Origin of the sequence: Frankia sp. Allo2, from assembly GCF_000733325.1 — a bacterium.
GTDB lineage: Bacteria > Actinomycetota > Actinomycetes > Frankiales > Frankiaceae > Frankia > Frankia casuarinae.
Genome location: NZ_JPHT01000027.1, coordinates 40,437 through 65,760, shown reverse-complemented (window position 1 = coordinate 65,760; position 25,324 = coordinate 40,437). Strand labels below are relative to the sequence as shown.

Here is a 25,324-nt window from a genome sequence, read left to right as displayed (position 1 = left end):
CCAGATTGATCAGGTGCTGCACCGCCGTACGGGCACCGCCGACGTCATCGACCCGCACGCTGGGGAAACCGGGCACGCTCGCGCCGACCAGAACACCTGGTATGTTAAGCGCTTGTAGGGAGCGCATCTCCATCAGCGTGAGAGGTGGACACGGGACGAGTACCGCATCGACCCGCTTACGCAGCGGCAGCGCATCGAAGGGGCCCGAGTCGTCCCCGGGGTTGTACAGCAACAGATCCAGCCCGGCCTCCCGNAGCACCGCCTCGGCCCCCCTGAGGACCTGGAGGAAAACCCAGCCGGTCAGATCCGCGATCACCCCGATCGTGCGCGTGTGCCCGCTGGCCAGCCGGGACGCCTGCGGCGACGCCACGTACTCCAGCTGCGCGGCAGCCTCCCGCACCCGTCGTCGGGTGCTTTCGGCGACGTAGGGTAGTCCACGCAACGCCCGCGACACCGTCGCCGTGGAGACGCCCGCCAACGCGGCCACCTCCTCGATGCTGCCGCCCATCCCGGATTCCTCCTCAGCGCCCGACNTCCCGCCGGANCCCATCAGGCGGCCAATCCACCAGGCGGCCAATCCGTCAGGCGCCCGGCCCTACAGCGTTTGCAAGCGAGCCTACCTCAACGTGCGCAAGCGTTCACGAAACCGTTGATCTTCGGGGACTTCTTCCGGGTCCGTACATGGGGGGTCAGCTCGCCATGCCTGCCAAGGTTCGGGTGAGACACTCACACGGGTGCGGTTGGCTACCGGTCGGGGACAGCTCTCGGCCGTAGCAGGTTGTCGATGTAGTACTCGCGGACGACCCGGTGCGCGGGCGCACCGGGCCTGTCCAGCACAATGCTCGCGCGGCTTGTCCGGACAACTGCGCCGCCTGAAACACGCAAGGCTGCCTAGGCGAACATGGCAAACAGTTGTTCCCAACGAACCTGTTTCTCACGAACCACCCGGCGTAGCCACACCGCGAGCGGTTCGACGGCAACGGCGGCGGCCTGACCAGGCCCGCGTCGACGTCGTGTGGCGTGCGGGTGCAAGCGCCTGTCACCGGCGTACAAGCCCTCGCCGTTTACCGTGCCTACACTTTGGATCACACTCGATTCGACAGGTGAGGTTCGACAGCACCCCCCACAGACCCCTGGAGGCCAGCGATGTTGGTGCCTTTCGGCGCACGTGATTTCCTTGATCGAGCGGTCACGGTGTATGGCAGACGTGTCGGTGTCGTGGACGAACCGGACCAGCCCGCCCAGCCGTGGCCGGACCTGACCTACGCCCGCCTGGGTGAGACCGCCCGTGCGCAGGCGGCGGGCCTGGACGCCTTAGGCGTGGGCCACGGTGAGCGCGTCGCGATCGTGTCGCATAACAGTGCCCGCCTGCTCGCGTCGTTCTTCGGTGTCAGCGGGTACGGCCGGGTGCTCGTCCCGGTGAACTTCCGTCTCTCGCCGGAGGAGGTCAGCTACATCGTCGAGCACTCCGGCTCCGAGGTGCTGCTCATCGACCCCGAGCTGGAGGAGAAGCTCTCCGGCGTGACCGCGAAGCAGAAGTTCGTGCTGGGCGCCGAGAGTGACGCCGAGCTCTACCGCTTCGACGCCGAGCCCACGCCGTGGGAGCCGGATGAGAACGCCACCGCCACGGTCAACTACACCAGCGGTACGACCGCGCGCCCCAAGGGCGTGCAGATCACCCACCGCAACATCTGGGTCAACGCGGTCACCTTCGCGCTGCACGCCGGTGTCACCGATCGCGACGTCTACCTGCACACGCTGCCGATGTTCCACGCCAATGGCTGGGGCATGCCGTTCGGCATGACCGGTCTCGGCGTCCAGCAGGTGGTGCTGCGCAAGATCGACGGCCCGGAGATCCTGCGCCGCGTGGAGCAGCACGGCGTCACCGTGATGTGCGCCGCGCCGGCTGTGGTCAACGCCGTGCTCGACGCCGTCCGGGACTGGGACGGCGAGGTCCCCGGCCGCGACCGCGTGCGGGTCATCTGCGCGGGTGCTCCGCCGCCCACCAAGACGATCCAACGGGTCGAGGAGGAGCTCGGCTGGGAGTTCATCCAGATTTACGGCCTCACCGAGACCTCGCCGCTGCTCACGATCAACCGTTCCCGCGTGGAGTGGGACGACCTGCCGCCCGAGGATCGCGCGGGCAAGCTCGTCCGTGCGGGTGCGCCCGCTCTGGGTGTCACGCTCAAGCTCTCAGACTCCGGTGAGGTGCTGGCTCGCTCCAACGTGATCTTGGCGGGCTACTGGGAGCGGCCGCAGGAGTCGGCCGGGGCCCTGGCGGGCGGCTGGTTCCACACCGGTGACGGCGGCGTGATCGACGACGAGGGCTACCTGACGATCAGTGACCGCAAGAAGGATGTGATCATTACCGGCGGTGAGAACGTCTCGTCGATCCAGGTCGAGGACTGCCTGTTCGGCCACCCGGCAGTGGCCGAGGTCGCGGNGATCGGCGTGCCCGACGAGAAGTGGGGTGAGGCGATCAAAGCGCTGGTCGTGCTCGCCGAGGGCCGGACGGCGACCGAGGCGGAGCTGATCAAGCACTGCAAGGAGCGGCTCGCCTCCTACAAGGCGCCCACCTCGGTGGAGTTCCGCGACCAGCTTGCCCGCACCGCCACCGGCAAGCTGCAGAAGTTCAAGCTGCGCGCCCCGTACTGGGAGGGCCACGAGCGCCAGGTCGACTGATCCGACCGGAGCGGATCCGTCCCGTGGACGGCACCCGAGGCACCGCGCCGACCGATCCGGCACCTTACCGGTACTCTACATAGAGTGACGAATGTGGTGCGTATGGTGAGTGTGAATCGGATGCCCGGTGCGGGGGACTGTGATAAAACCTAGATGCACAATTCAAGATTATCGGATGGGCTAATATCGGGCTACCGGGCGATTCCTGTGATCGGGCGGTTGCGACAGGTGGAGACCCTTGGTATGGGGGTGCGGGGGTCGCGCGGACGGAGGACGAAGCCTCGGTTCCGCGTCGATGTCCCTGTCCGCCGGGTGTTCGTCCGTTCATCGAAATCCGGCCTGTGAGAGATGTGGGGTAGTGGTGTCGCTGCGTTCGCGCCGGTCGTGTCTGGCCGTTCCCGGCTCGTCGCCGAAGATGCTGGGCAAGGCCCAGGGGTTGCCGGCCGATCAGGTGTTCTGTGACCTGGAGGACTCGGTCGCTCCTGGCGCGAAGGAGTCGGCGCGGGCGAACGTGGTCGCGGCGCTGAACGAGGGCGCCTGGGCGGGGAAGACCCGGGTGGTGCGGGTCAACGACCTGACCACGCGCTGGACCTACCGCGACGTGATCGAGGTAGTGGAGGGCGCGGGGGCGAACCTGGACTGCGTGATGCTGCCGAAGGTGCAGTCGGCGGAGCAGGTGGCGTGGCTGGACCTGCTGCTCACCCAGATCGAGAAGGTCATGGGGTTCGAGGTGGGCCGGATCGGGATCGAGGCGCAGATCGAGNATGCGCTGGGGCTGTCGAACGTCAAGGAGATCGCGTTCGCGAGCCCGCGGATCGAGACGATCATCTTCGGCCCGGCGGATTTCATGGCGTCGGTGAACATGCCGTCGCTGGTGGTGGGAGCACTCAGTCCGGACTATCCGGGTGACCCATTTCACTACGTGCTGTTCAAGATTCTCGAGGCCGCGCGCGCCCGCGGGGTGCAGGCGATCGACGGGCCGTTTCTGCAGATCCGTGATGTGGACGGATTCCGGGCGGTGGCGGGCAGGTCCGCGGCGCTCGGGTTCGACGGCAAGTGGGTGCTGCACCCGGGCCAGATCGAGGCGGCCAACGAGATCTACGCGCCCCGGCAGGCCGACTATGACCATGCCGAGCTGATCCTGGAGGCCTATGCCTGGCACACCTCGGCCGCGGGCGGTCTGACCGGTGCGGTGATGCTCGGCGACGAGATGATCGACGAGGCGAGCCGGAAGATGGCCGAGGTCGTCGCGGGCAAGGGCCGCGCCGCGGGGATGCAGCGTACGGTGAAGTTCGAACCACCGGTCGGCTGAATCCGTCCGAGTCGGGGCGGATCGGCGCGCCGGCACCCGGCGCGTGGCCATGATGAAACCATCCCGCTGCCTGAGTGCGTTTCTGCTCTCCCCTCAGGCATCGGGGGCAGCGACAGGAGCGGAACATGGGCAGGATCGCGCAGACCGACGGTCTGACCGAAGTGCAGCGGGACATCCTTGCGGCGGTACGGACCTTCGTCGACAAGGAGATTCTTCCCCATGCGAACGACCTCGAGCATCGGGATGAGTATCCCGAGGACATCATCGAGGCGATGAAGGAGATGGGCCTGTTCGGCATCACCATCCCGGAGGAGTACGGCGGGCTCGGCGAGTCCCTGCTGACCTACGCGCTCGTCGTGGAGGAGATCGCCCGCGGCTGGATGAGTGTCTCCGGGGTCATCAACACCCACTTCATCGTCGCCTACCTGATCCTCCAGCACGGCTCGGAGGAGCAGAAACGGCGGCTGCTCCCGGTCATGGCCACCGGCGAGCTCCGCGGGGCGTTCTCGATGAGCGAACCGGGCTGTGGCTCCGACGTTTCCGCGATCACCACCCGGGCCGANCGGGACGGCGATGAATACGTGCTCAACGGCCAGAAGATGTGGCTGACGAACGGCGCCCGCGCCGGCGTCGTCGCCACCCTGGTCAAGACCGACGAGGGTGCCCAGTCGGTCTACCGGAACATGACGACGTTTCTCCTGGAGAAGGAACCTGGGTTCCGGACACACGGCGGGATCACCATCCCGGGAAAGCTGGAGAAACTCGGGTACAAGGGGGTCGAGACCACCGAGATGGTGCTGGCCGACCATCGGGTGCCCGCGTCGGCGATCCTCGGCGGCGAGGCCGGCCGGGGCCAGGGCTTCTACCAGATGATGGACGGCGTGGAGGTCGGCCGGGTCAACGTCGCCGCGCGGGCCTGCGGGATCATGATCCGGGCGTTTGAGCTGGGTATCGCCTACGCTCAGCAGCGGCGGACGTTCGGCCGGCCCATCGCGGAGCATCAGGCCATCGCGTTCAAGCTCGCCGAGATGGCGACCAAGGTGGAGGCCGGGCATCTGATGATGGTCAGCGCCGCCCGCAGGAAGGACGACGGGCAGCGCAACGACGTCGAGGCCGGGATGGCCAAGTACCTTGCCAGCGAGTACTGCCACGAGGTGACGACCGAGGCTTTCCGGATCCACGGCGGCTACGGCTACTCCAAGGAGTACGAGATCGAGCGCCTGTACCGGGAGGCCCCCTTCATGCTCATCGGAGAGGGGACCTCCGAGGTACAGAAGCGCATCATCAGCCGGGCATTGCTGAAGGAGTACCAGCTTCCGGGCTGAGGGGCCGGTGCGTCTCTGACGAGTTGAGTATGCTGTGATCAGGTGAGGGAGTTCCAAATGCAGTTCGGGCGTTACTTCGAGGAGTTCGAGGTAGGTGCGGTTTACAAGCACTGGCCGGGCAAGACGGTCACCGAGTACGACGACCATCTCTTCTGCCTGCTCACGATGAACCATCATCCGTTGCACCTGGACTCTCATTTCGCCGAGGAGACCACTCAGTTCAAACGGAACGTCGTCGTCGGGAACTACGTTTACTCCCTGCTGCTGGGAATGTCGGTGGCCGACGTATCCGGGAAGGCGATCGCCAACCTGGAAGTCGAGTCGCTACGGCACGTGAAGCCGGTGTTCCACGGTGACACGATCTACGGCGAGTCCACCGTCCTGGACAAGGTCGAGTCGAAGAGCAAGGACGACCGCGGGATCGTCACCGTCGAAACCCGCGGTTACAACCAGGACGGCGTCCTTGTCTGCATCTACCGCCGCAAGGTCATGGTGCCCAAGCGGGCCTACGGCGAGGCACGCGGCGGCGAGCAGCCTGGCCGGCCGGAACCCCGGACGGAAGGCTGAGATGGCGGGCGCGGGCCGGGCGGAGCCGAAGCGGGACCGTCCGTGGATCATCCGCACCTATGCCGGGCATTCGAGCCCGGCCGAGAGTAACGCGCTGTATCGGCGCAATCTGGCCAAGGGGCAGACCGGGTTGTCGGTGGCGTTCGATCTGCCCACGCAGACGGGCTATGACCCCGATCACGCCCTTGCCCGTGGCGAGGTGGGCAGGGTAGGGGTGCCGATCGCGCATCTCGGTGACATGCGGCGGTTGTTCGACGGGATTCCGCTGGCGCGGATGAACACGTCGATGACGATCAACGCCACCGCGATGTGGCTGCTGGCGTTGTACCAGGTGGTCGCGGAGGAGCAGGGGGCCGATCCGGCGGAGCTGGCCGGGACGACCCAGAACGACATCATCAAGGAGTATCTGTCGCGGGGGACCTATGTCTTCCCGCCGGGTCCGTCGCTGCGCCTGATCACCGACCTGATCGCCTACACGGTGGCCGAGTTGCCCCGCTGGAACCCGATCAACATCTGCAGTTATCACCTGCAGGAGGCCGGGGCCACGCCGGTTCAGGAACTGGCCTATTCCATGTGCACGGCGATCGCGGTGCTCGATGCCGTGGCCGCCGCGCGGGGGATCCCGGTGGGCCGGGCTGACGCGGTCCGGGCTGGCGCGGTCCGGGCTGGCGCGGACCGCGGGGAGCTGGAGCGGGCGGATTCGGAGTGGATGGGTGAGGTGTGTGGTCGGATCTCCTTCTTCGTCAACGCCGGAGAGCGTTTCGTGGAGGAGATGTGCAAGATGCGGGCGTTCACGGCGTTGTGGGATGAGCTGCTGACCTCCCGGTACGGGGTTCGGGAGCCGGCGCAGCGCCGGTTCCGGTACGGGGTGCAGGTCAACTCGCTGGGGCTGACCGAGGCCCAGCCGGAGAACAACATCATCCGAATTGTGCTGGAGGCGCTGGGGGTAACCCTGTCGAAGGACGCGCGGTGTCGGGCGTTGCAGCTGCCGGCCTGGAACGAGGCGCTGGGCCTGCCCCGGCCGTGGGACCAGCAGTGGTCGCTGCGCATTCAGCAGATCCTCGCTCATGAGACCGATCTGCTGGAGTATGACGATCTGTTCGCCGGTTCGGTCGTGGTGGAGAAGCGGGTCGATCAGCTCGTGGCCGCGGCCAGGGCGGAGATCGACCGGGTTCAGGAGATGGGGGGCGCCGTCGCCGCGGTCGAGAGCGGCTATATGAAGTCGCAGCTGGTGACGTCCCAGGCGGCGCGGCGGGCTCGCATCGAGAGCGGTGAGGATGTTGTCGTCGGGGTGAACCGGTTCACCGAGACCGAGCCGAATCCGCTGCTCGCCGATCTTTCCGCCGCGATCCAGACGGTCGATCCGGCGCTGGAGGAGGCGACCCGCGCGGAGCTGGCGGCCTGGCGGGCCGCCCNCGACGACCGGGCGGTGACGGAGGCGCTGCTCGGCCTGCGGACGGCGGCCGGGACGGACGCGAACCTGGTTCCCGCCACGCTGGCCTGCGCCCGGGCCGGGGTCACGACGGGGGAGTGGGGGGACACGCTGCGGGAGGTGTTCGGGGAGTACCGGGCACCGACGGGGGTCGGCGAGGCCACCGTCGCCGGTGGTGGCGGGGCCGCCCTCGACGAGCTGCGGGCCCGGGTGGCGCGCACGGGGTCCGAGCTGGGCCGTCCGGTGAAGATGCTGGTCGGTAAGCCCGGTCTCGACGGGCATTCCAACGGCGCCGAGCAGATCGCGCTGCGGGCCCGTGACGCCGGTTTCGAGGTCGTCTACCAGGGGATCCGGCTGACGCCGGCGCAGATCGTGGCCGGGGCCGTCGAGGAGGACGTGCACGTCGTCGGGCTGTCGGTGCTCTCCGGTTCCCATCTCGACCTGGTGCCCCAGGTGCTGACGGGGCTGGGGGCGGCCGGGGCGGGTGAGATCCCCGTCATCGTGGGCGGCATCATCCCCGCGGCGGACGCGGACGAGCTCGCCCGACTCGGGGTGGCCGCGGTGTTCACGCCCAAGGACTACGAGCTCACCGCCATCATCCGGGGCATCCTCGACGTCGTACGGGCCGCCAACAAGCTCGATCAGTGAGCTCGATCAGTGAGCTCGATCACCGAGCTCGATTGGTGAGCTCGATCACCGAGCTCGATTGGTGAGCTCGATCACCGAGCTCGATTGGTGAGCTCGATTAGTGAGGTGGCCGTGACGGTTGGGGATGGTACCCGGGTGGGCTCGTCGATCGAGTCGGTGACCGAACTCGTCACCGCCGCCGTCGCGGGCAACCGCCGCGCGGTGGCGAGGCTCATCTCCATGGTCGAGGACGGTTCGCCGTACCTGCAGCGAACCGAGCAGCTGCTGATGCCTCGCACCGGGGGCGCGCAGGTGATCGGCCTCACCGGGGCGCCGGGGGTNGGCAAGTCCACCTCCACCTCCGCGCTGGTGGGCGCCTATCGGGCTGCGGGCCGGCGGGTCGGCGTGCTGGCCGTCGACCCCTCGTCCCCGTTCACCGGCGGCGCGCTGCTCGGCGACCGGATCCGGATGGTCGAGCACGCCACCGATCCGGGCGTCTTCATCCGCTCGCTGGCGACGCGCGGAAGTCTCGGCGGCCTGTCGACCGCCACGCCCCAGGCCCTGCGGGTTCTCGACGCCGTCGGGTTCGACGTCGTCCTGATCGAGACCGTCGGGGTGGGACAGGCCGAGGTGGACATCGCCGCCCTGGCGGACACCACGCTCGTCCTGGTCGCCCCAGGGATGGGGGACGGCGTCCAGGCCGCCAAGGCGGGCGTTCTGGAGATCGCCGACGTGCTGGTGGTCAACAAGGCCGACCGGCCGGGTGCGGACCGGACGGTCAACGAGCTCACCGCCATGCTCCGGATGGGCGGTGCCGGCCGCGGGGAGGACGACCGGCGTCCGCAGGTCGTGCGGACGGTCGCCGCCACCGGGCAGGGGGTGGCCGAGCTCGTCGAATCGATCGAGGCCCATCGGGACTGGCTGCTGCGCACGGGGCAGCTGCAGCGCCGACGGCGTCGGCGCGCGGTCGACGAGATCTCGCGGATCGCCTTCGCCCGGCTGCGGGAGCGGATCGGGGACCTGCGGCCCGGAGCCGCGATCGACCAGCTCGCCGACGAGGTCGTCGCCGGCGGACTCGACCCCCACACCGCGGCCGATCGTCTCCTCGACGAGGCACTCGCCGCTCAGGCCGCCGTTGGCCTGGCCGCCGGTCACACCGGTGCGGTGAAACCGACCAGGTAACCGCGGTCGTGGCAGCAGCGGCAGGGGTCGATCACCAGCACGGTCCGGACCTGACCGGCCCGGAAGCCCGCCACATGAGACACCGTGCGGCATCGACCATGGCAGGTCGGGCAAATGGTGTTCGGCTTGGCGTCCACGTGACGGTACCTTCCCGGGATGACGGGACATAACCTCGGGGCGGCCTCCGTACCTCGGGGCACCCCCGTACCTCGGGGCACGCGGTGTCGGGCGAGTTCACGTTCTCGGGTCGAAGGCCGAGACGGCGGCCAGCTGCTCGAACAGCGCGCGTTCCCGGGCGGTCAGGGCCGGCGGCACCGCCACGCGCACCTCGGCGTGCAGGTCGCCGGGCGGGCCGGTGGGGTTGGGTAGGCCGGCGCCGCGTAGGCGCAGCCGCCGGCCGCTGGACGATCCTGCCGGGACGCGCACCTTGATCTCGCCGCCGGGGGTGGTGACCGGGACCCGGGCGCCCAGGGCGGCCTCCCAGGGGGTGACCGGCAGCGGGACGTTGATGTCTCGTCCGGACAGCCGGTAATACGGATGCGGCGCGATCTTCACGTGTAGGTAGAGGTCGCCGGGCTGGCCGTGCCTGCTGCCGCGGCCGCCTTGGCCGGCCAGCCGGACGCGCTGGCCTTCGACCACCCCCCGCGGGATGGTGACCTGGTAGCTGCGTGGGCTCCCGCCGGGGCCGGCGAGGGTGATCTGACGCCGCCCGCCCCGGTAGGCCTCCTCGACGGTCAGCTCGAGCTCGGCTTCCTGGTCGGCGCCGGGGATCGGCCCGGTCGCGCCGTGGGCCCCGAACAGATCACCGAACAGGTCACCGAAGATGCTCCCGCCGAGGCCCGCGCCACCGGGGCCGGCGCGTCCGAAACCCCTGTCGGCGAAGTCTGCGAAGTCGGTGCCATCGGCGAAGTCGGCGCCGCCGAAGCTCGGTTCGGCCCGGACCCGGCCGGTGCGGCTCCAGCCCCGGCCGGCCTGGCCGAAGTCCGGCCCGGCGGTCACCCGTCCGTCGTAGTCCTCGGGGATGCGCCGGAAGTCCGCGCCGAACCGGTCGTAGCGCGCCCGCGTCTTCGGGTCGGACAGCACGCGGTACGCCTCACCGATCTCCTTGAACCGCTCCTCCGCCTCCGGGCCGCGGTTGACGTCGGGGTGGTAACGGCGGGCGAGGCGGCGGTAGGCCTGCTGGNTCTCCTCGGCGCTCGCGCCCCGGCCGACACCGAGAAGCTGGTAGTAGTCCTGGGCCACGGCCGGTCACTCCGCGGGCCCGCCGGTGCCGCCCGGGTCCGGGCCGATCTCGCCTGGTTGCCGGGCGCCGCCGGGCGGTTCGCCCGGAGGGCGGCTGACGGCGACTCCGGCGGGGCGTAGCTGCCGTCCGGTGTCGCCGTAGCCGGGGCGGATCACGGCCACCACCGTGCCGGCTGGGACGTTCGGTTCCTCGACGGCGGCCAGCGCCTCGTGCCGGGTCGGATCGAACGGCACCCCGACCTCGTCGTGGCGCGGGTAGCCGAGCCGGGCCAGCACGTCCACGGCCTGGTCCCGGACCGTCCGGACACCCGCCACGAGCGAGGTGGGGTCGGCGTCGGCGTGGGTGAGCGCGAGGTCGAGATGGTCGAGGACCGGCAGCCAGGCGGCCGCCGCGTGGGCCCGTTCGGCCGCCCGATCCCGCTCCAGCTCCCGGACGGTCCGTTTACGCAGGTTGTCCAGGTCGGCGGCGGCCCGCCGCCACCGGTCGGTCAGCTTGTCCACCTGCATGGCGAGCGCCACACTGTCCAGGACCGTCTCGGTCGGGAGATCGTCCGCGCCGACGGGGCCGGCGTGGGCGGTGGCCTCTCCGCTACTCCGGTCCACGGTCTGGTCGGTGGTCTGGTCGGCGCCGTGGCCGGTCCGGTCTGGGCGCTGTTCGCGCGGCATGTCGTTCGCCATCATGGGTCGGTCTCGGTTGGCATGGGTCAGCCCCGGTCGAACTCGGCGTCTACCACGTCGTCGCCGTCAGGGCTGCCGCCGCCAGGGGTGCCGCCGCCAGGTGGTGGCTGTGGGCCGCCCGGGGCGGTGTCGGTCGGGCTGCCGCCGGTTCCCTCGGTGGGGGCGGCCTGGCCGGTTCGGGCGGCGGCCAGGCCGTGGTAGATCTGTTGGAGATCCGAGGTCAGGGCGCGGACCCGGTCCACCGGAGCCTCCTCTTTGATGGCCTGGCGGGCGTCGGCGACCAGCAGGTCGGCGCGGGCCTTCTCGTGGGGCGGGGCGGCGTCACCGAGTTCGGCCAGCAGCCGTTCGACGCGGTAGGCGACCGAGTCCAGCTCGTTGCGGGCGTCGATTGCGGCGCGTAGCGCCTGGTCGGTGGTGCGGTTACGCTCCGCCTCGGTGATCATCCGTTCGACCTCCTCCTTGGGGAGGTTGGAGGTCTCACTGATCGTGATCGACTGCTGGGCTCCGGTGTCCTTGTCGCGGGCGGTGACGTTGAGGATGCCGTTGGCGTCGATGTCGAAGGTGACCTCGACCTGCGGTTCGCCGCGGGGCGCCGGGCGGATGTTTTCCAGGCGGAAGCGGCCGAGTACCCGGTTGTCGGCGGCGCGTTCGCGTTCGCCCTGCAGTACCACGATGTCCACGGCCGGCTGGTTGTCCTCCGCGGTGGAGAACACCTCGGAGCGTCGCACCGGGATCGTGGTGTTGCGTTCGACGATTTTCGTCATCAGGCCGCCGCGGGTCTCCACCCCGAGGGAGAGCGGGGTGACGTCGAGCAGGAGCACGTCGGAGACTTCGCCCTTGAGCACCCCGGCCTGGATCGCCGCGCCCAGGGCGACGACCTCGTCGGGGTTGACGCTCATGTTCGGTTCCTTGCCGCCGGTCAGCCGCCGGACCAGTGCCTGCACCGCGGGCATCCGGGTGGCGCCGCCGACGAGGATCACCTCGTCGAGGTCGTCGGCACTGATCTTGGAGTCCTCCATCGCCTGGCGGACCGGTCCCATGGTCCGTTCGACCAGGTCGGCGGTGATCTGTTCGAAGGTGGAGCGCATGACCGTGGCGGTCAGGTGCCGCGGCCCGGTGGCGTCGGCGGTGATGAACGGCAGGTTCACCTGGGNCTGGGTGACCGCGCTCAGTTCGACCTTGGCCTTCTCCGCGGCCTCGAACAGCCGTTGCAGTGCCTGGGGGTCCCGGCGCAGGTCGATGCCCTGTTCCCGGTGGAACCCGTCGGCGAGGTAGTCGACCAGCCGGCGGTCGAAGTCGTCCCCGCCCAGGTGGCTGTCCCCGGCNGTGGCCCGGACCTCGACCACCCCGTCGCCGACGTCGAGGATGCTCACGTCGAACGTGCCGCCGCCGAGATCGAAGACCAGGACGGTCTCGTGGCCCTTCTTGTCCAGCCCGTACGCCAATGCGGCGGCGGTCGGCTCGTTGATGATCCGCAGCACGTTCAGGCCGGCGATCCGGCCGGCGTCCTTCGTCGCGGTGCGCTGCGCGTCGTTGAAGTAGGCCGGCACCGTGATGACCGCTTCGGTGACCTTCTCGCCCAGGTTCCGCCCAGCGTCGTCGGCCAGCTTGCGCAGCACCAGCGCGCTGATCTCCTCCGGCGCGTAGAGCTTGTCCCGGATTCTGAACCGGGCGGCGCCCTCCGGGCCCGGGACGACGTCGAAGGCGACCGCTTTGGCCTCCTCGGTCACCTCGTCATAGCGGCGGCCGATGAACCGCTTGGCCGAGTAGATCGTGCCCTTCGGGTTCAGGATCGCCTGCCGTCGCGCCAGCTGCCCGACCAGGCGTTCACCGCTCTCGGTGAACGCCACCACCGACGGTGTCGTCCGCGCACCCTCCGCGTTCGGGATGACCCTCGGCTCGCCACCCTCCCAGGCGGCGATCACCGAATTGGTCGTCCCCAGATCAATGCCGACTGCCTTCGCCATCGAATGCTCCTCCAGAAGCGAACCTCACACATATGACGAATCGGGCGTTCCCACGCCGTGAGCAGGCTTCACGCGGATAAACCGGCCCCACAGCAGGGAACCTGTCCAGGATTTGCCCAGCAAAACGCATTGCCTACGGAGTATCGCTTGTCGGCAGGCGAAGGAAGAGATCACGAAAAGGCCTTGATCGCCAGTAGGTCCTGATTGCCAGGGGAGCTGGAGCACCGGGAGAGCTGGAGCACCGGGAGAGCTGGAGCACCGGGAGAGCTGGCAGAGCCACACCGGTCGGGGCCGGGCCGGGGCAGGATCGGGCCGGGTCAGGACAGGGACCGGGGGCCTGAGCCCGGCAGGACGGGCAGCACCGGGCAGCGCCGCTTTCTGGCCCTACAGCCGATTTCTGGCCNACAGCCGGCTGCAGCCGGGTGTCTCTCGGCCGCGGCCCGCAGTTTTCGGGCCGGCGAGGCAGGGGTAGAGGCAAGGCATAGTCAATTGGACGCAAAGGTGATAGCCGGCCGGCCTGGCCGGAAGGAGTGAGGATCATGACACTACCCGTACGACGCGGAGAAGGCCTGGGAACGCTGGCACGGTGGGATCCGTTCCGGGAGATCGAGGACGCCTGGACCCGCATGGGCAATCTGCTCGGCGACGTCATAGGCGGCGTCGAGGGCCGTCCGGCGCGGTTGCTGGGCGGCATGGTGCAGCCGGTCGACATTGAGGAGACCGAGGACGCGTTCGTGATCGATCTCGATCTTCCCGGGGTGCGCCGGGAGGACATCTCCGTGGACCTGCGTGACAACGAGCTGTTCGTCACCGGTGAAATCAAGGAGCGGGAACGCACGGGAGTACTGCGCCGCCGTAGCCGCCCGGTGGGCCGGTTCGAGCACCGCATCGCCGTGCCGGGTGACATTGATCCGGAATCGGTGCACGCCACCCTGGCCGACGGAGTACTCACCATCCGGCTGGCGAAGGCCAAGCGGAGCCAGCCCAAGCACATCGAGATCAGCACCGGCCCCGAGGGCCAAGGCACCGGCCCCGAGGGCCAAAGCTGACTGAGCGCCTGGTATACAACTGAGCGCGCCTGGTACCCGGACCCGCCAGCGCGCCCTCCACCGGGACCCCGGCAGACCCGGCCTGTCCAGCCGGTCGGCTTGCCCCGCCAGCAGGCGATACCGACGATTTGTAATTAAGGTTTTGCATGTCGCGAGGATGGGCCTGCGATGTTTGCGGAGTCCGGTCGCGTTCTGCTTCAGGGGAACTATCATGCCAAAGATCATCGCTTACGAGGAGGAAGCACGGCGCGGGCTGGAACGTGGCATGAACCAGCTGGCCGGCGCCGTGAAGGTGACGCTCGGTCCGAAGGGGCGCAACGTCGTCCTGGAGAAGAAGTGGGGCGTTCCCGCCATCACCAATGACGGCGTCTCCATAGCCAGGGAGATCGAGCTCGAAGATCCGTATGAGAAGATCGGTGCCGAGATGGTCAAGGAGGTCGCCAAGAAGACCGACGAGGTGGCCGGCGACGGCACCACGACGGCGACCGTTCTGGCGGAGGCACTGGTCCATGAGGGCCTGCGGAACGTGGCCGCGGGCGCGAACCCGATCGCCCTCAAACGTGGCATCGAGCTGGCTGTCGAGCGGGTCTGTGGGGAACTGGCCAATCTGTCCAGGGAGCTGGAAACCAAGGATCAGATCGCCTCAACGGCCTCGATCTCGGCCGGCGGGGACACCGCGATCGGCCAGATCATCGCCGAGGCGATGGACAAGGTCGGCCGGGACGGCGTCATCACCGTCGAGGAGAGCAACACCTTCGGCCTCGAGCTGGAGCTCACCGAAGGTATGCGTTTCGACAAGGGCTACATCTCGCCGTACTTCATCACTGATCAGGAGCGGATGGAGTGCGTCCTGGAGGACCCCTACATCCTGGTCGCCAACATCAAGATTTCGCTGGTCAAGGACCTGCTCCCGCTGTTGGAGAAGGTCATGCAGGCCGGCAGGCCGCTGCTGGTCATCGCCGAGAACGTTGAGGGGGAGGCCCTGGCGACCCTGGTCGTCAACAAGATCCGCGGTACGTTCCGGTCCGTGGCCGTGAAGGCGCCGGGTTTCGGCGAGCGGCGCAAGGCCANGCTCGGCGATATCGCCGTTCTGACGGGCAGTCAGGTGATCAGTGAGGAGGTTGGTCTCAGGCTGGAGAACGCCGACCTCGACCTGCTTGGCCGGGCCCGCAAGGTTGTCGTTACCAAGGATGACACGACCATTATCGAGGGCGCCGGCGACCCGGGCCGGATCGCCGGTCGGGTCAGCCAGATCCGTAGCGAGATCGAGAAGTCGGACTCCGACTACGATCGCGAGAAGCTGCAGGAGCGGCTGGCCAGGCTCGCCGGTGGCGTGGCCGTCATCAAAGCCGGCGCGGCCACCGAGGTCGAGCTCAAGGAGCGTAAGCACCGCATCGAGGACGCGGTCCGCAACGCGAAGGCCGCCGTTGAGGAGGGCATCGTCCCCGGCGGTGGGGTGGCTCTGCTGCTGGCCTCGGGGGCTGTCTTCGACGGGCTGGAGGTGGCTGAGGACGAGCGGACCGGGGCCGAGATGGTGCGCCGCGCGTTGACCGAGCCGCTCCGGCAGATCGCGGTCAATGCCGGCCTGGAAGGCGGCGTCGTGGTCGAGAAGGTCCGCAACCTGCAACCGGGGTGGGGGCTGGACGCCGCCACCGGCGAGCACGTCAACATGCTCGAGGCCGGGATCATCGACCCGACCAAGGTCACCCGCTCCGCCCTGCAGAATGCCGCATCCATCGCCGGGCTGTTCCTCACCACCGAGGCCGTCGTTGCCGAAAAGCCAGAGGAAAAGGAAACCGCGGCAGCGCCAGCTGGTGGGGGTGGCCTGGAGTACTGAAAAAATCGGAATGCGAGCTGATCGGAGCCGACCGACGGTGACTGGTACAGCCGGATCGGGTTGTCCGGAGGGCATCGGTGAGAGGACGCGGGCTGAAACGCCTCCGCTCCGTCCAACCGTCGGAGCCGGGCACGCCCCCGTCCAGAGCATCTGCCGTGGCCACCACGAACTCGGGACCGATGCCGACCCGTTGCCGCAGTTATCAACTGCCTTCACCGAGTTCGCCCACGCCGTCTGATCATCGTGTTCCACCTGGGTGTCAGCATGCGGTGGCCCTCTGTGACGGGATGTTGACGATCAGATCTTCCTCGTCCCGTACAGAAGGCCACCTTTATGGGGCGACACGTCGGCTATCTCGAAGGTTGACATCGGAAACATGCGGAAGCCCACCGGTGCTCGACGCGCGGCGGCGGTCATCACGAATCCCGCGAATACCCAGAAAGCCAGGTGACCACGGCGGTCTCGTGCCCAGGTCACGCATCATTCAGAGCGAGGCAGCCCCGCTGCAACTACCAAGTTCGAGGGTTTGGACCGCTACTTGTCGGAACTCGACGCGTACCGATCGTGAACATGGTGATGGCCTGGCCGGACGGTGAGATGGTAGGTGATATCTGCGGAGAAGGGGCCGGTGATGTCGGATCGTCCGGTTCCACCGAAGGTGATCGTGTGGCGGCCCGGCGCAAGTGGCTTGAGGAGTAGGTAGATGCCGTCAGCCACGGCAGGCGTGTAGATGCCCGCCGGGGCATTGAAGATGTTGTCATCGGGGAGCGTGATGCTGAACGGATGCGCGCACCGGTGGACGGGTCCGGCGCAAGCCCGGTACCTTCGCAGCTTTCCTACTGGTATGCCATCGACGCTGGCGTGGAGGTTGGCGAACGACAAGCCTGCCTCCATCTCGCGCCACAGCTCCCGGGCCGTGCGATTTTCCCCGGGGTTGTTGGCGTCGAAGACGTTGACGAGCGGAAAGAAGAGTGCCTTGCCCGCGGGTACCGTGCAATCGTTTCGAACGACTTTTTCGCCACCGAAGGCGCCGACCAGGAAGAATACCGAGCCAGATTGGCCCACGTTACACAACGCGCCAGTTGGGTCAATCAGCGGGTTCGTGGTGGTTGGCTGCGCCAGTGCGTACTGCCACCATGCCGCCGACCAGGCACCATAGCTCTTCCCAAATACGCGTGCCCCCGGGGGCACGACACCCGGGTTGCCCGACGCCGCGTTAGCGGCCGGAGCCGAGACTATCGTCAGCGCCAGGGCCGCGACGAGCGCTGGCAGCAGGCGCCGAATTCTGGTAATATCGACCATGATTCACCTCTACCGAGAGTCTTATGGATCATGATTGCGGTCTTGCCGTAAGGTGCGATGATCGTCGTTCCCCACGGCAGTCAGCCTGGAGCCTCCGGTAGCCGATACAGAATGTCAATCACCGATCCATCATGGTTTCTCGACGGTGGATGAGGGACGCCAGATAGAGGCGGACGAATGACGCTGGGCGGGGTCAAATGGCAACTCCACGCTGTTCGTGAGCTGATCGAAGAAACGAAAGAGTGGCGGTCTCGGNAGAANATTTNNGTCTAATTNATGTGTAAATTTGATACCACGTAATGGCATTTCGACCCGGTTTTCCTCCGGGGATTCCGGACTGCTTGCTGTGTGCTTGCAAGATGTTTGCGCTTGCTATTGTGATCTTGCCGTGCGCCCGGACCATGATCGGCAACATCCCGTGGTAGGCCCCCATCGACGGCTCGACGGGCGGTGTGGGCGAGAAAAGAGGCTCGCTGACCGGTCCAACTCGGTCGACCGCGGCGGTCAGCCTTCCGGGGTGTTCCCGGTGCCGGGCACGGGTCCGCCGAACTGCCGACGGAAGGAACCGAGCAGGTGGTCGAGGCCCCAGAGGAACTGGTCCCGGGTGCCGGTCGAGCCGAGCAGATCGGCCACGGCCTCGGCTGCCAGCAGGTGTCCCCAGAGGTAGACGAACATCGTGCAGATGATCCTGTTCGCGTCCTCCGGTCCGATACCGGCGTCGATGAGCAGATCGTGCAGGAAGCTCGCGTTGCGTACCGCGGAGGGGCTGCCGGCCATCTGCCGACCCATGTGTGCCGCGAGCCCCGGGTAGGCGGCGGCAACGTCATGCGCGCTGGTGAAGCAGCGCCCTAGGCGGTCGGCCCAGTCGCCGGTCTCGGGGCCTGGAAGGTCGATGCGGCCGAGCGCGTCGTCAACGACGCGCTCGACGATGAGATTCTTGGTGGGGAAGCGTCGGTAGATCGCGGGGGCCGTAACGCCGAGCTCCGCGCACAGGGGTCGGACCGTGAGATGGTCGAGCCCGTCGCGCCGAGCGATCGTGTCGGCCGCCGCGATGATCTGCTCGCGGGTGNCCGCCNGGGGACGCATAGCGTCNTTTCTNCCCGCCGCGAGACGGTGGTTCTACCTGGCGCGAGGTCCTGACAGTGGCCCGCCGCCGCGGACCCCTGGATCGGGTGGAGGCGGTTCCGAGGGCATGTCCGGCACGGGCCTGGCGTCGTACCGGTCCGGGACGAACAGCCCTCGTCCCGTCGGCCGCGCCGGCCGAAGGTAGAGGTACGGCCCGCCGTAGGAGGCCGGGACGAGAGAGGAGGAGATCATGATGATGGTCTGGGGTGGGTACAACTGGGGTTGGGGTAGTTGGCTGCTGATGACGTTCAGCATGGTCGTGGTCTGGGGGCTGCTCATCGGGGCGCTGATCGCCCTGCTGCGCGCCGGTCTCGACCGGCGATCGGGGACGTTGGCCGGACGGCCTGTCAACGGGTCGGCCCAGCGGATCCTGGCTGAGGGCTACGCCCACAGTGACCTCGACAAGGGCCGCGGTGACCTCGGCGAGGAGGGGTACCCTCACCCGGGCGCGCCGCGGGACCGGCGCAACCCGACCNGTCTCGCCAAGGTCGGTTGAGCACATTCTGGAGGTCAGAGTCACCGCAGGTTCTGGTGCCCCGCCCGGCCGCCCGCGACATCTCGGGAACCATTCTGGGAAGGGAACGCGGACCTACTGGGCACCGGCGAGTCTGGGTGCGCCGGCCCGGGGCAGGCACCGCGCTCCACCATCACTATCAGACTGGCATGTCCGCCGCCGCTCGGCGAATTCCGGCACTGCGCGTCCGGGGCTCAGGAAGGCCCAAAGCGAAGAATGAACCAGTCGGCGGCCTCGCAGGCCACTCTGTGGAGCTCTAATGCTTTCCTGACTCCGACGCTTTCGTTGAGGCCGTGGGCGATCCTGTTCCGCCGATCGACTAACGTGGCCAGCTCGCGGCGCAGCCGACCGTCGTCCGCGTCGAGCAGTGCGCTCAGCTCCTGGCGCAGGCCTTGGTCGAAGCGCCCGGCCAGGGTCTCGAGCGCCGCAGGCGTCGGGTTCTGCGTCCGCTCCAACCAGCCAAGCGAGAAGTTCCTGACGTGGCCGTAGGACAGCCTGCTGGTGTAGGCGCGGAATGTCCCCGCCACGGTCTGCTCCAGATATCCGCAGCTTCGGATCACCAGTAGTCGCGCAAGCCAGGAAACGACCTCCTGATTATCCGCAACTCTTGCCTGATCTTGTACCAGTGCAGCTAGCTCGGACAGGCGGTCTAAAATAATTCTGGTCTCAGTCGGCGGCCAGGTCTCGGCGCGTTCTCGCCTGCTCATGTCAGATGCGGGAGAAAGCTCTCGTTGCCAGCGCCAGGCGCATCCGCACACTCTCCTCGTCGGCCGTTGCGCGCGTGGTCACGTAATCCAGGTCGGGTTCGTTGAGGAGCGCGTCGATGGCGCGGCTGACCTCAGCTGCGGTCGGTTCGCTACCGGCATCAAGCCTACGGGCCAATCCTACCAAAAGCGCCTCGGTGAGAGCCGCATTGAGCTGACGCCCCCGGCCGCGAATGGCGCTTCTTCCGGCCTCCTCCAACACAAGCTGTGCTGCCCTGTCGAATCGTTTTTCGATCAACTCGGCGTCCAGTTCGTTCAGTCGGCGGTGAGCGCCAACAAAATCGTTCAGGTATTTCTTGAGGGGGCGCTTATAGCTACCCGGTGACACGTAGAGGGCGATGAATCTGAGCACGATCTCCTGATCGCGTAGCCGTGGTGATGGCGGCCCGTAGAGAGCGCGCCACGCCGGGTTTTCGTTCAGAGCGGTGAGGAACTTGATGAACTCGCCTGCATAGAGCGCCACGCGAATCTCGTGCGGCGTGAGCTGCGTACCGCCCGAGTTCAGCCGCTCGAAGATCTGATAAACGCCGTCGAGTGACTCGCGGGTGCCGTCGGTTTTGACTATTGTCGCCTGGATGAAGGTATTGTCGAGCGTGCGACGCTGTTCGGGTGAAAAAGTTTGATAGGTCAGCCCCTGGAATCTGGCGGCCACGTTCTGAAGTGCGAACTCGCGCCCGTTGATGCTGCCATTATAGAAGAGGCTCAGGGTCTTTATCCGCTGCTGTCCATCAAGAACGAGATAGCGGCGGTCCTGTTGTTGGACAAGGAATATACCCGGAATGGGGNATCCGAGCAGTAGGGACTCGATGAAACGGTCCATCTGCGAACGCTTCCAAACGAACTCGCGCTGGAAGCCGGCTGTCTCGATGCCGGGATCATCATTGCCAAAGGACGGCACTATTATGTCGCCCCGATCGTGCCGACGGACCAGACCCTCGACGTCGAAGTCGGTGCCGCTGTAGCTGATCTGCGGAGGGTCGGGGTCCACCTCCTGAAGCTCGGCCCTGTCGTCGTCGCGCAGGTCCTCGGAGTCGCTGTCGTTGCCAGCTTGCTCAGCCAGCTCGGTCACCCCCTCGGAAAGCCGTGCGACATGGTGCCGAGTCAGTAAGAACTCAGGGCAGGCCGCCAAGTGGGACCGTCCAGCGCGGGTGGCGGGAGCCTTCGCCGAGTCGACCAGCCCACGTGGCCAAGCTGTCGCACAGGATACCACCATCGACACACTGGCGAAGTCGTGGCACCTCAGGGTCGATCCGACGGAGCCGCGTAGGCCGGCTCGGTTCGAACCTGCTGGTCAGATCTGCTCAGGGCGGCTTGGCCCAGAATGGTCATCGGGTGCGACCACAGGAGCGATTCGTGGCGTTCTCCTGAATGTGGCGCAGGCGGATGGCATGCTGTGGAGATGGGGGTGATTTGCCGTTGTGATCTCACGGGATCGGCGGGGAAGCGGCTTGGTCCAGTTGCGGCCGACCGAACGCCGTCGCGCATCCAAGGTCCGCGGGGTTTGATGATGCAGGTCGCTACCGTAGTCAACTCCAAGGGCGGTGTCGGGAAGACGACTCTGACGGCCAACGTCGGTGCGGAGCTTGCGCGTCGAGGACGTCGTGTTCTCCTGCTCGACCTGGACTTTCAGGCCAGCCTGACGCACTCCTTCTATCGGCCGGCGGACGTCGAGCGACAGATTGACCGGCGAACCGTCGCGGACTGGTACATGGCAGCTGGTCGTCGAGGGGCTGGGCCAGACCTCATGCGGTACGTCTCCTGGCCGCAGGAAGTTCGGGCGCATACCAGGAGAAACGGCGGTGAGCTTGCAATTGTGGCTTCCGCCCCGAAGCTTGAGGGCGTTGCTGCCAGGCTCGGTGTAGAACTCGGTGACCCCAGTTCACGCCGCTATCAGGATCGTCACCGCCGAGTAGTGATGCGACTGGCCGATGGCCTACGGCTGCTCCGCCGTGAGGGATTCGACTACGTGCTTATCGACTGCCGGCCGGATTTTGAGATACTCACTCGATCTGCGATCGTGGCCAGCGAAGGGGTTCTGGTCCCTGCGCAGCCGGAGAGGCTGGCTACCTTCGGTATCCGTCATCTGACCGAAAGACTTACCGACTTCAAGAAGAATAACTTCGAGATCCTTGGATGGTCTCCCTCCGGCGAGAACCGAGTGGAAGACCTGGCGCCTGCCTTTCTAGGTGTTGTGTTCACTCGAGTAAGGCATGGGGGTGGGGGGCCCGGACCCACCCCCTCGAGCCAGCGGGTTATCGACGAGGTTCGCCGCCTCTTCCCTACATTTACTGCGATGATGCGCGAGAGCCTGGATTTCCAGACGGGTGTCGACAGGCTCCTGCCAGCGGTGTTCGGACTACGTCCCGACATAGCAACAGAAATCCGTGCTTTAGTTGACGAATTCGAGAGCAGGATTGGACCGTGAGCTGATGGCTGAAGGCATGACGGCCGTCCTCGCAGTGCTGGAGAGGGTCTCGGCGCTCATCCGGAGTTTCGATGATCAGACCGTGGTTGAGCTAGCTGCTGGCCGGCTCGTCCTCACGGTGCAGCGAGCGCCTGACCGGCCGGTCCTCGGCGCCGACGTAGTCGGGGAACGGACCACCAGTCCGCCGGCGCCCGAAAGCGTGCCGCGGGGGAGGGTCGGCACGATCAAGGACGGATCGACAGTCGTGGCTGGTCAACCTGACTCCGCGTCCGTACGCCAACGCCTCGATGAGATGGGTAGCCGCGAGGAGGCGCACATGTTCCTTGAGGGGATCGCCAGGAACAAGCAGATCCTCCAGCGGATCGGCCGAGATCTCGGAGTTCGGGTGAGTCTGGGGCGCCGACGTGACGAAATGATTGACATGATCGTCAACTCCGCGGTGGGAGTCCGCCTCGACCAGGATGGTATCGGCAGGCGGGTCACGTCCTTGTGATTGGCCAACGCCCAATGGCCGTAGGTTAAGTGATCCCTTGGAGGTTTGAGGGAGGGTTGGTCACCGGAAATCGAGGCAGTGAAGTTCGAGACGGCGGGTGACGCGCCGGGTGGGTGGATCGTCGGTTGTGCGGCGGGGGTAGTCGCTGTGCCGGCGGGTCTTGCGGGGTGCGGTGCGGTCGGGGCGGTCACGGATGGCCAGGCGCGGGTCGCAGATCTCAAGGAGGAACGCGAGGAGTGCCTGTTCAGGGGGGGAAAGCCGCGGTCCCGATGGAATCGGACGCGGCGGTGAGGGCCCGACGGAAACTGATCCTGTCGGGTGGGGTGCCGGTGGTGTCGGCAGCGACGCCGATGAGGCGGGCGAGTGCCTGGTGGACGGCGAACAGGGCCCACATCTCCTGGGCGACGCCTTCGGGGTCCTTGCTGCGCAGGACGGGTCGGCCTTCACCGAGATCGGTCTTGTGGTGGCCGATCACGGTCTCGCATCCCCACCTGGTCGGGTAGGCGCGGGCCAGGTCGAGCATGGACCATTCCTCGGGGTCGAGCAGGTCGGTGACCAGACAGAACAGCTCTGAGCTGCTCTCGTCGCCGCCGGCGGTGGTGGAGTGCACGGTGTACTCGATCACCCGCATCGTCAGTGGTGGTCCCTCGCTTCCGCGGGGAGGTGTCAGCTCGGCGAGGTAGCTGCCATCGTCGAGGACGTGGACCGGGGCCAGCGTGAAGGTCGCCTTCGCCCGCCACAGCAGGTGCGCCCCGGTCGCCAGGACCTCGCCGGCGAGCCGGTGGGACAGGAAGTTACGGTCCGCCAACGTGAGCATGCCCGGGCCCAGCTGCCCCAGCAGGTCACGGGCCAGCGCCGGCTCGCCGGTGTTCCACGGGCCGAACGACGCCCCCAGCAGGGCACCGGTGGCGGCCTCGGCGGCGATGACCCAGCGAACCTTCGGGAACGGCGCCGGCCCACCGGCGTTCGACGGCCCGGGGAAGAACGCCCGGTTGGCCTGCGTGTCCGGCAGATCGCAGGTCGACCCGTCGATCTGCACCAGCCGCAGGCCGTGCAGGAACACCCCGGCCTGGCCCTCGACACCGACCGGCCCCGCGGCGTGCTCGAACAGCATCCGCACCGGATCCGACCCGATCCGTGCCCGCGCCTCGCCCAGCGACGGGCTTGCCGGCAGCGACCAACCCGCCCCACCCGCCCCACCCGCGGCCAACACAGCCGCCCGGCGCTGGAAGTGCAGCCCGCTGGTCAACCGGGCCAGCACCTGCACATAGCCACAGTTCCGGCCCCGGAACAGCCACAACGCCAACACGAAGTACACCACCAGCCACGACGGCAACAGCCGGCGGCGAACCTCCGCGGTGTCGGTCACCGCCAACACCCGGTCCACCAGCTCCGGTGGGTACACCCGCGTCAACACACCCACCGTCACCCGGTCCGGCAACCAGCCCTCCGGCGACAGCCCCTCACTCCCGTCATGCCCCACCAGCCAAGCCTACCCCACGACGATCACTTAACCTACGGCCATTGGGCCCTGGCCACCTTCCTCCCCGAGATCTCGCAACCCGCGACGTTCGTCCGGGACCGCCCCGACCGCGCCAGTCCCCGCAAAACCAAGAAAACCGGCGACTTCCCTGCCCGAAAACTCGGCGAACCCGCCGTGGTCACCGTCACCCGCCGCATCGAACTTCACTGCCTCGAACCACGACGATCACCTTAAAGCAGCGCTATTGGGTCGACTGGTCCTCCAAGTTTCGGTTGATCCCCCCTTACCCGGGCGACGGAGCGAGCGCCGGAGAAGAGCACCCGGCCGGCGGGTTTAGCCCGGCCGGTCCGCGCCGCGTTCAGCCCATCGAGCAGCCGGGCGCGGGCGGNGGCGACGTCGGCGGCGGACAGGTCGTGGAGGTCGATCCAGGCGCGGGTGCCGGCCAGGCCGAGGTCGAGACCGCGCGGGTCGATGATCATGATGGGGACTACCAGCCGCCGCTGGCCCGATATGTCGGCCGCCCACACTGCCTGCCATTCCACAGGCAGAGGTCAGGTAATCGGCGGACAGCACCCAAGATGTGAGAGCAGGGTCCACCGCGCACCGCACAGCCTCGCATCGAGACCAGGTCCGCCGCGTGACTCCCGCCGTAACGACGGCAACGCGCGCCGTCGGCGGGCTCGCCACCGCCCGAGTGGTGCTCGCCAACAGCCCCGCCGAGATCCAGGTCAGTGTCACGGCTGACGTGCCCCGGCTCTGGCAGGCCAGGTCGCACCTCGGCCCCTCCGAGGCATTTTTCGGGCATCCCGATGAGGCGTACCGGCCGCGGGGTCGGGCACAATCTTCCCAGAGGAGGTGGGCATGCATCCGCTGATCGAGACCAGGCAAGCGGAGATCCAGGGACTCTGCCGTCGGCTCGGCATCCGCCGCCTCGACCTCTTCGGCTCCGCGACCAGCGATGCGTTCGACCTCGACAGCAGCGACGTCGACGTCCTCGTCGAGTTCGACGCCGGCCGCGACGGATTCGACTACTACGGCACCTACTTCGCCCTCAAAGAGGGACTCGAATGCCTGCTGGGCCGTGCCCGCTTTCCAGGCAACNGGCTCAAGCGAGCCCTGTGGGCTTGCGGGTGGGCAGAAGCGCTGCCCTGGTGCCCTCGCCGAGGGTGCGGCGGTGGCAGCGGGCGTGTATGAGGCGGGNTGCGACACGTTNGTCCGGTGTGCCCGCGCCCCAGGCGATCAGCGCGCGCTTGCGGGTCGCCGTGCGGGTCGCCGCGAGCCACTGTTCCCACTCTTCGGGGCTCTGCGGCTCACGGTC

Annotated in this window: 20 protein-coding genes and 1 pseudogene; 12 read left to right on the top strand and 9 right to left on the bottom strand. The window is 67.6% G+C overall.

Annotated elements, in window-relative coordinates; translation table 11 throughout:
- The coding region (locus ALLO2_RS16985; RefSeq protein WP_035733381.1) for a LacI family DNA-binding transcriptional regulator at nt 1-508 on the bottom strand (508 nt) is incomplete at its 3' end.
- A gap of 638 nt (nt 509-1,146) precedes the next feature.
- Between ALLO2_RS16985 and ALLO2_RS16980 the strand changes: the two genes are divergently transcribed.
- The 6 genes from ALLO2_RS16980 to meaB all read left to right on the top strand — a co-directional run bounded on the left by ALLO2_RS16980 (nt 1,147) and on the right by meaB (nt 9,127).
- A complete protein-coding gene (locus ALLO2_RS16980) occupies nt 1,147-2,682 on the top strand; it encodes an AMP-binding protein (protein ID WP_035733348.1) in 1,536 nt (511 codons plus the stop codon).
- A gap of 361 nt (nt 2,683-3,043) precedes the next feature.
- Nucleotides 3,044-3,994 (top strand): CoA ester lyase, encoded by a 951-nt coding sequence (locus tag ALLO2_RS16975; RefSeq protein WP_035733379.1) that lies wholly within the window; start codon nt 3,044-3,046, stop codon nt 3,992-3,994.
- Between the two features lie 125 nt (nt 3,995-4,119).
- Nucleotides 4,120-5,319: an acyl-CoA dehydrogenase family protein gene (locus ALLO2_RS16970; RefSeq protein ID WP_035733346.1), complete on the top strand. Its 1,200-nt coding sequence runs from the start codon at nt 4,120-4,122 to the stop codon at nt 5,317-5,319.
- Nucleotides 5,320-5,376: 57 nt separating this feature from the next.
- Nucleotides 5,377-5,886 carry a MaoC family dehydratase gene (locus tag ALLO2_RS16965; RefSeq protein ID WP_011436585.1) on the top strand — a complete coding sequence of 170 codons (510 nt, stop codon included), beginning with the start codon at nt 5,377-5,379 and terminating at the stop codon, nt 5,884-5,886.
- A 1-nt stretch (nt 5,887) separates the two neighbouring features.
- Entirely contained in the window at nt 5,888-7,966 is a 2,079-nt protein-coding gene (locus ALLO2_RS16960; protein WP_035733344.1) for a protein meaA, read from the top strand.
- 111 nt (nt 7,967-8,077) lie between these two features.
- A complete protein-coding gene (gene meaB / locus ALLO2_RS16955; protein ID WP_232235153.1) occupies nt 8,078-9,127 on the top strand; it encodes a methylmalonyl Co-A mutase-associated GTPase MeaB in 1,050 nt (349 codons plus the stop codon).
- A 234-nt stretch (nt 9,128-9,361) separates the two neighbouring features.
- On the opposite strand, the gene ALLO2_RS16950 is transcribed toward meaB, so the two are convergent.
- The 3 genes from ALLO2_RS16950 to dnaK form a co-directional block, all read right to left on the bottom strand.
- On the bottom strand, nt 9,362-10,369 hold the full coding sequence (locus tag ALLO2_RS16950; RefSeq protein WP_035733342.1) for a DnaJ C-terminal domain-containing protein: 1,008 nt from the start codon (nt 10,367-10,369) through the stop codon (nt 9,362-9,364).
- Between the two features lie 6 nt (nt 10,370-10,375).
- Nucleotides 10,376-10,972, bottom strand: a complete 597-nt coding sequence (locus ALLO2_RS16945) for a nucleotide exchange factor GrpE (RefSeq protein WP_369808174.1) — start codon at nt 10,970-10,972, stop codon at nt 10,376-10,378.
- Between the two features lie 101 nt (nt 10,973-11,073).
- The gene (dnaK, locus tag ALLO2_RS16940) at nt 11,074-13,014 is read right to left on the bottom strand and encodes a molecular chaperone DnaK (protein WP_035733340.1); all 1,941 of its coding nucleotides are present in this window, start codon (nt 13,012-13,014) and stop codon (nt 11,074-11,076) included.
- 539 nt (nt 13,015-13,553) lie between these two features.
- Between dnaK and ALLO2_RS16935 the strand changes: the two genes are divergently transcribed.
- The 3 genes and pseudogenes from ALLO2_RS16935 to ALLO2_RS28330 form a co-directional block, all read left to right on the top strand.
- Nucleotides 13,554-14,063, top strand: coding sequence for an Hsp20/alpha crystallin family protein (locus tag ALLO2_RS16935; RefSeq protein WP_011436591.1), 510 nt, complete (start codon nt 13,554-13,556; stop codon nt 14,061-14,063).
- A gap of 211 nt (nt 14,064-14,274) precedes the next feature.
- Nucleotides 14,275-15,900: a chaperonin GroEL gene (gene groL, locus ALLO2_RS16930; protein WP_035733339.1), complete on the top strand. Its 1,626-nt coding sequence runs from the start codon at nt 14,275-14,277 to the stop codon at nt 15,898-15,900.
- Nucleotides 15,901-15,986: 86 nt separating this feature from the next.
- Nucleotides 15,987-16,138, top strand: a pseudogene (locus ALLO2_RS28330) (IS6 family transposase); the annotation flags it as partial.
- Between the two features lie 296 nt (nt 16,139-16,434).
- Here the strand turns inward: ALLO2_RS28330 and ALLO2_RS16925 are convergent.
- The 4 genes from ALLO2_RS16925 to ALLO2_RS16905 all read right to left on the bottom strand — a co-directional run bounded on the left by ALLO2_RS16925 (nt 16,435) and on the right by ALLO2_RS16905 (nt 20,674).
- Nucleotides 16,435-17,202: a hypothetical protein gene (locus tag ALLO2_RS16925; protein ID WP_011436593.1), complete on the bottom strand. Its 768-nt coding sequence runs from the start codon at nt 17,200-17,202 to the stop codon at nt 16,435-16,437.
- Between the two features lie 504 nt (nt 17,203-17,706).
- On the bottom strand, nt 17,707-18,288 hold the full coding sequence (locus tag ALLO2_RS23485) for a TetR/AcrR family transcriptional regulator (RefSeq protein ID WP_051868895.1): 582 nt from the start codon (nt 18,286-18,288) through the stop codon (nt 17,707-17,709).
- Nucleotides 18,289-19,035: 747 nt separating this feature from the next.
- Nucleotides 19,036-19,548, bottom strand: a complete 513-nt coding sequence (locus ALLO2_RS16910; protein WP_011436596.1) for a HEPN domain-containing protein — start codon at nt 19,546-19,548, stop codon at nt 19,036-19,038.
- Between the two features lies 1 nt (nt 19,549).
- A complete protein-coding gene (locus ALLO2_RS16905; protein WP_232235152.1) occupies nt 19,550-20,674 on the bottom strand; it encodes a DUF262 domain-containing protein in 1,125 nt (374 codons plus the stop codon).
- A gap of 435 nt (nt 20,675-21,109) precedes the next feature.
- Between ALLO2_RS16905 and ALLO2_RS24725 the strand changes: the two genes are divergently transcribed.
- Together ALLO2_RS24725 and ALLO2_RS16900 are read left to right on the top strand one after the other, a co-directional pair.
- The gene (locus tag ALLO2_RS24725) at nt 21,110-22,030 is read left to right on the top strand and encodes a ParA family protein (RefSeq protein ID WP_011436598.1); all 921 of its coding nucleotides are present in this window, start codon (nt 21,110-21,112) and stop codon (nt 22,028-22,030) included.
- Nucleotides 22,031-22,034: 4 nt separating this feature from the next.
- A complete protein-coding gene (locus ALLO2_RS16900; RefSeq protein ID WP_011436599.1) occupies nt 22,035-22,523 on the top strand; it encodes a hypothetical protein in 489 nt (162 codons plus the stop codon).
- Between the two features lie 244 nt (nt 22,524-22,767).
- Here ALLO2_RS16900 and ALLO2_RS16895 read toward each other — a convergent pair whose 3' ends face one another.
- Nucleotides 22,768-24,006, bottom strand: coding sequence for an IS4 family transposase (locus tag ALLO2_RS16895; RefSeq protein WP_023841439.1), 1,239 nt, complete (start codon nt 24,004-24,006; stop codon nt 22,768-22,770).
- Between the two features lie 861 nt (nt 24,007-24,867).
- Here ALLO2_RS16895 and ALLO2_RS16885 point away from each other — a divergent pair.
- Nucleotides 24,868-25,200: a nucleotidyltransferase family protein gene (locus ALLO2_RS16885; protein WP_232235151.1), complete on the top strand. Its 333-nt coding sequence runs from the start codon at nt 24,868-24,870 to the stop codon at nt 25,198-25,200.
- The last annotated feature ends 124 nt before the right edge of the window (nt 25,201-25,324 follow it).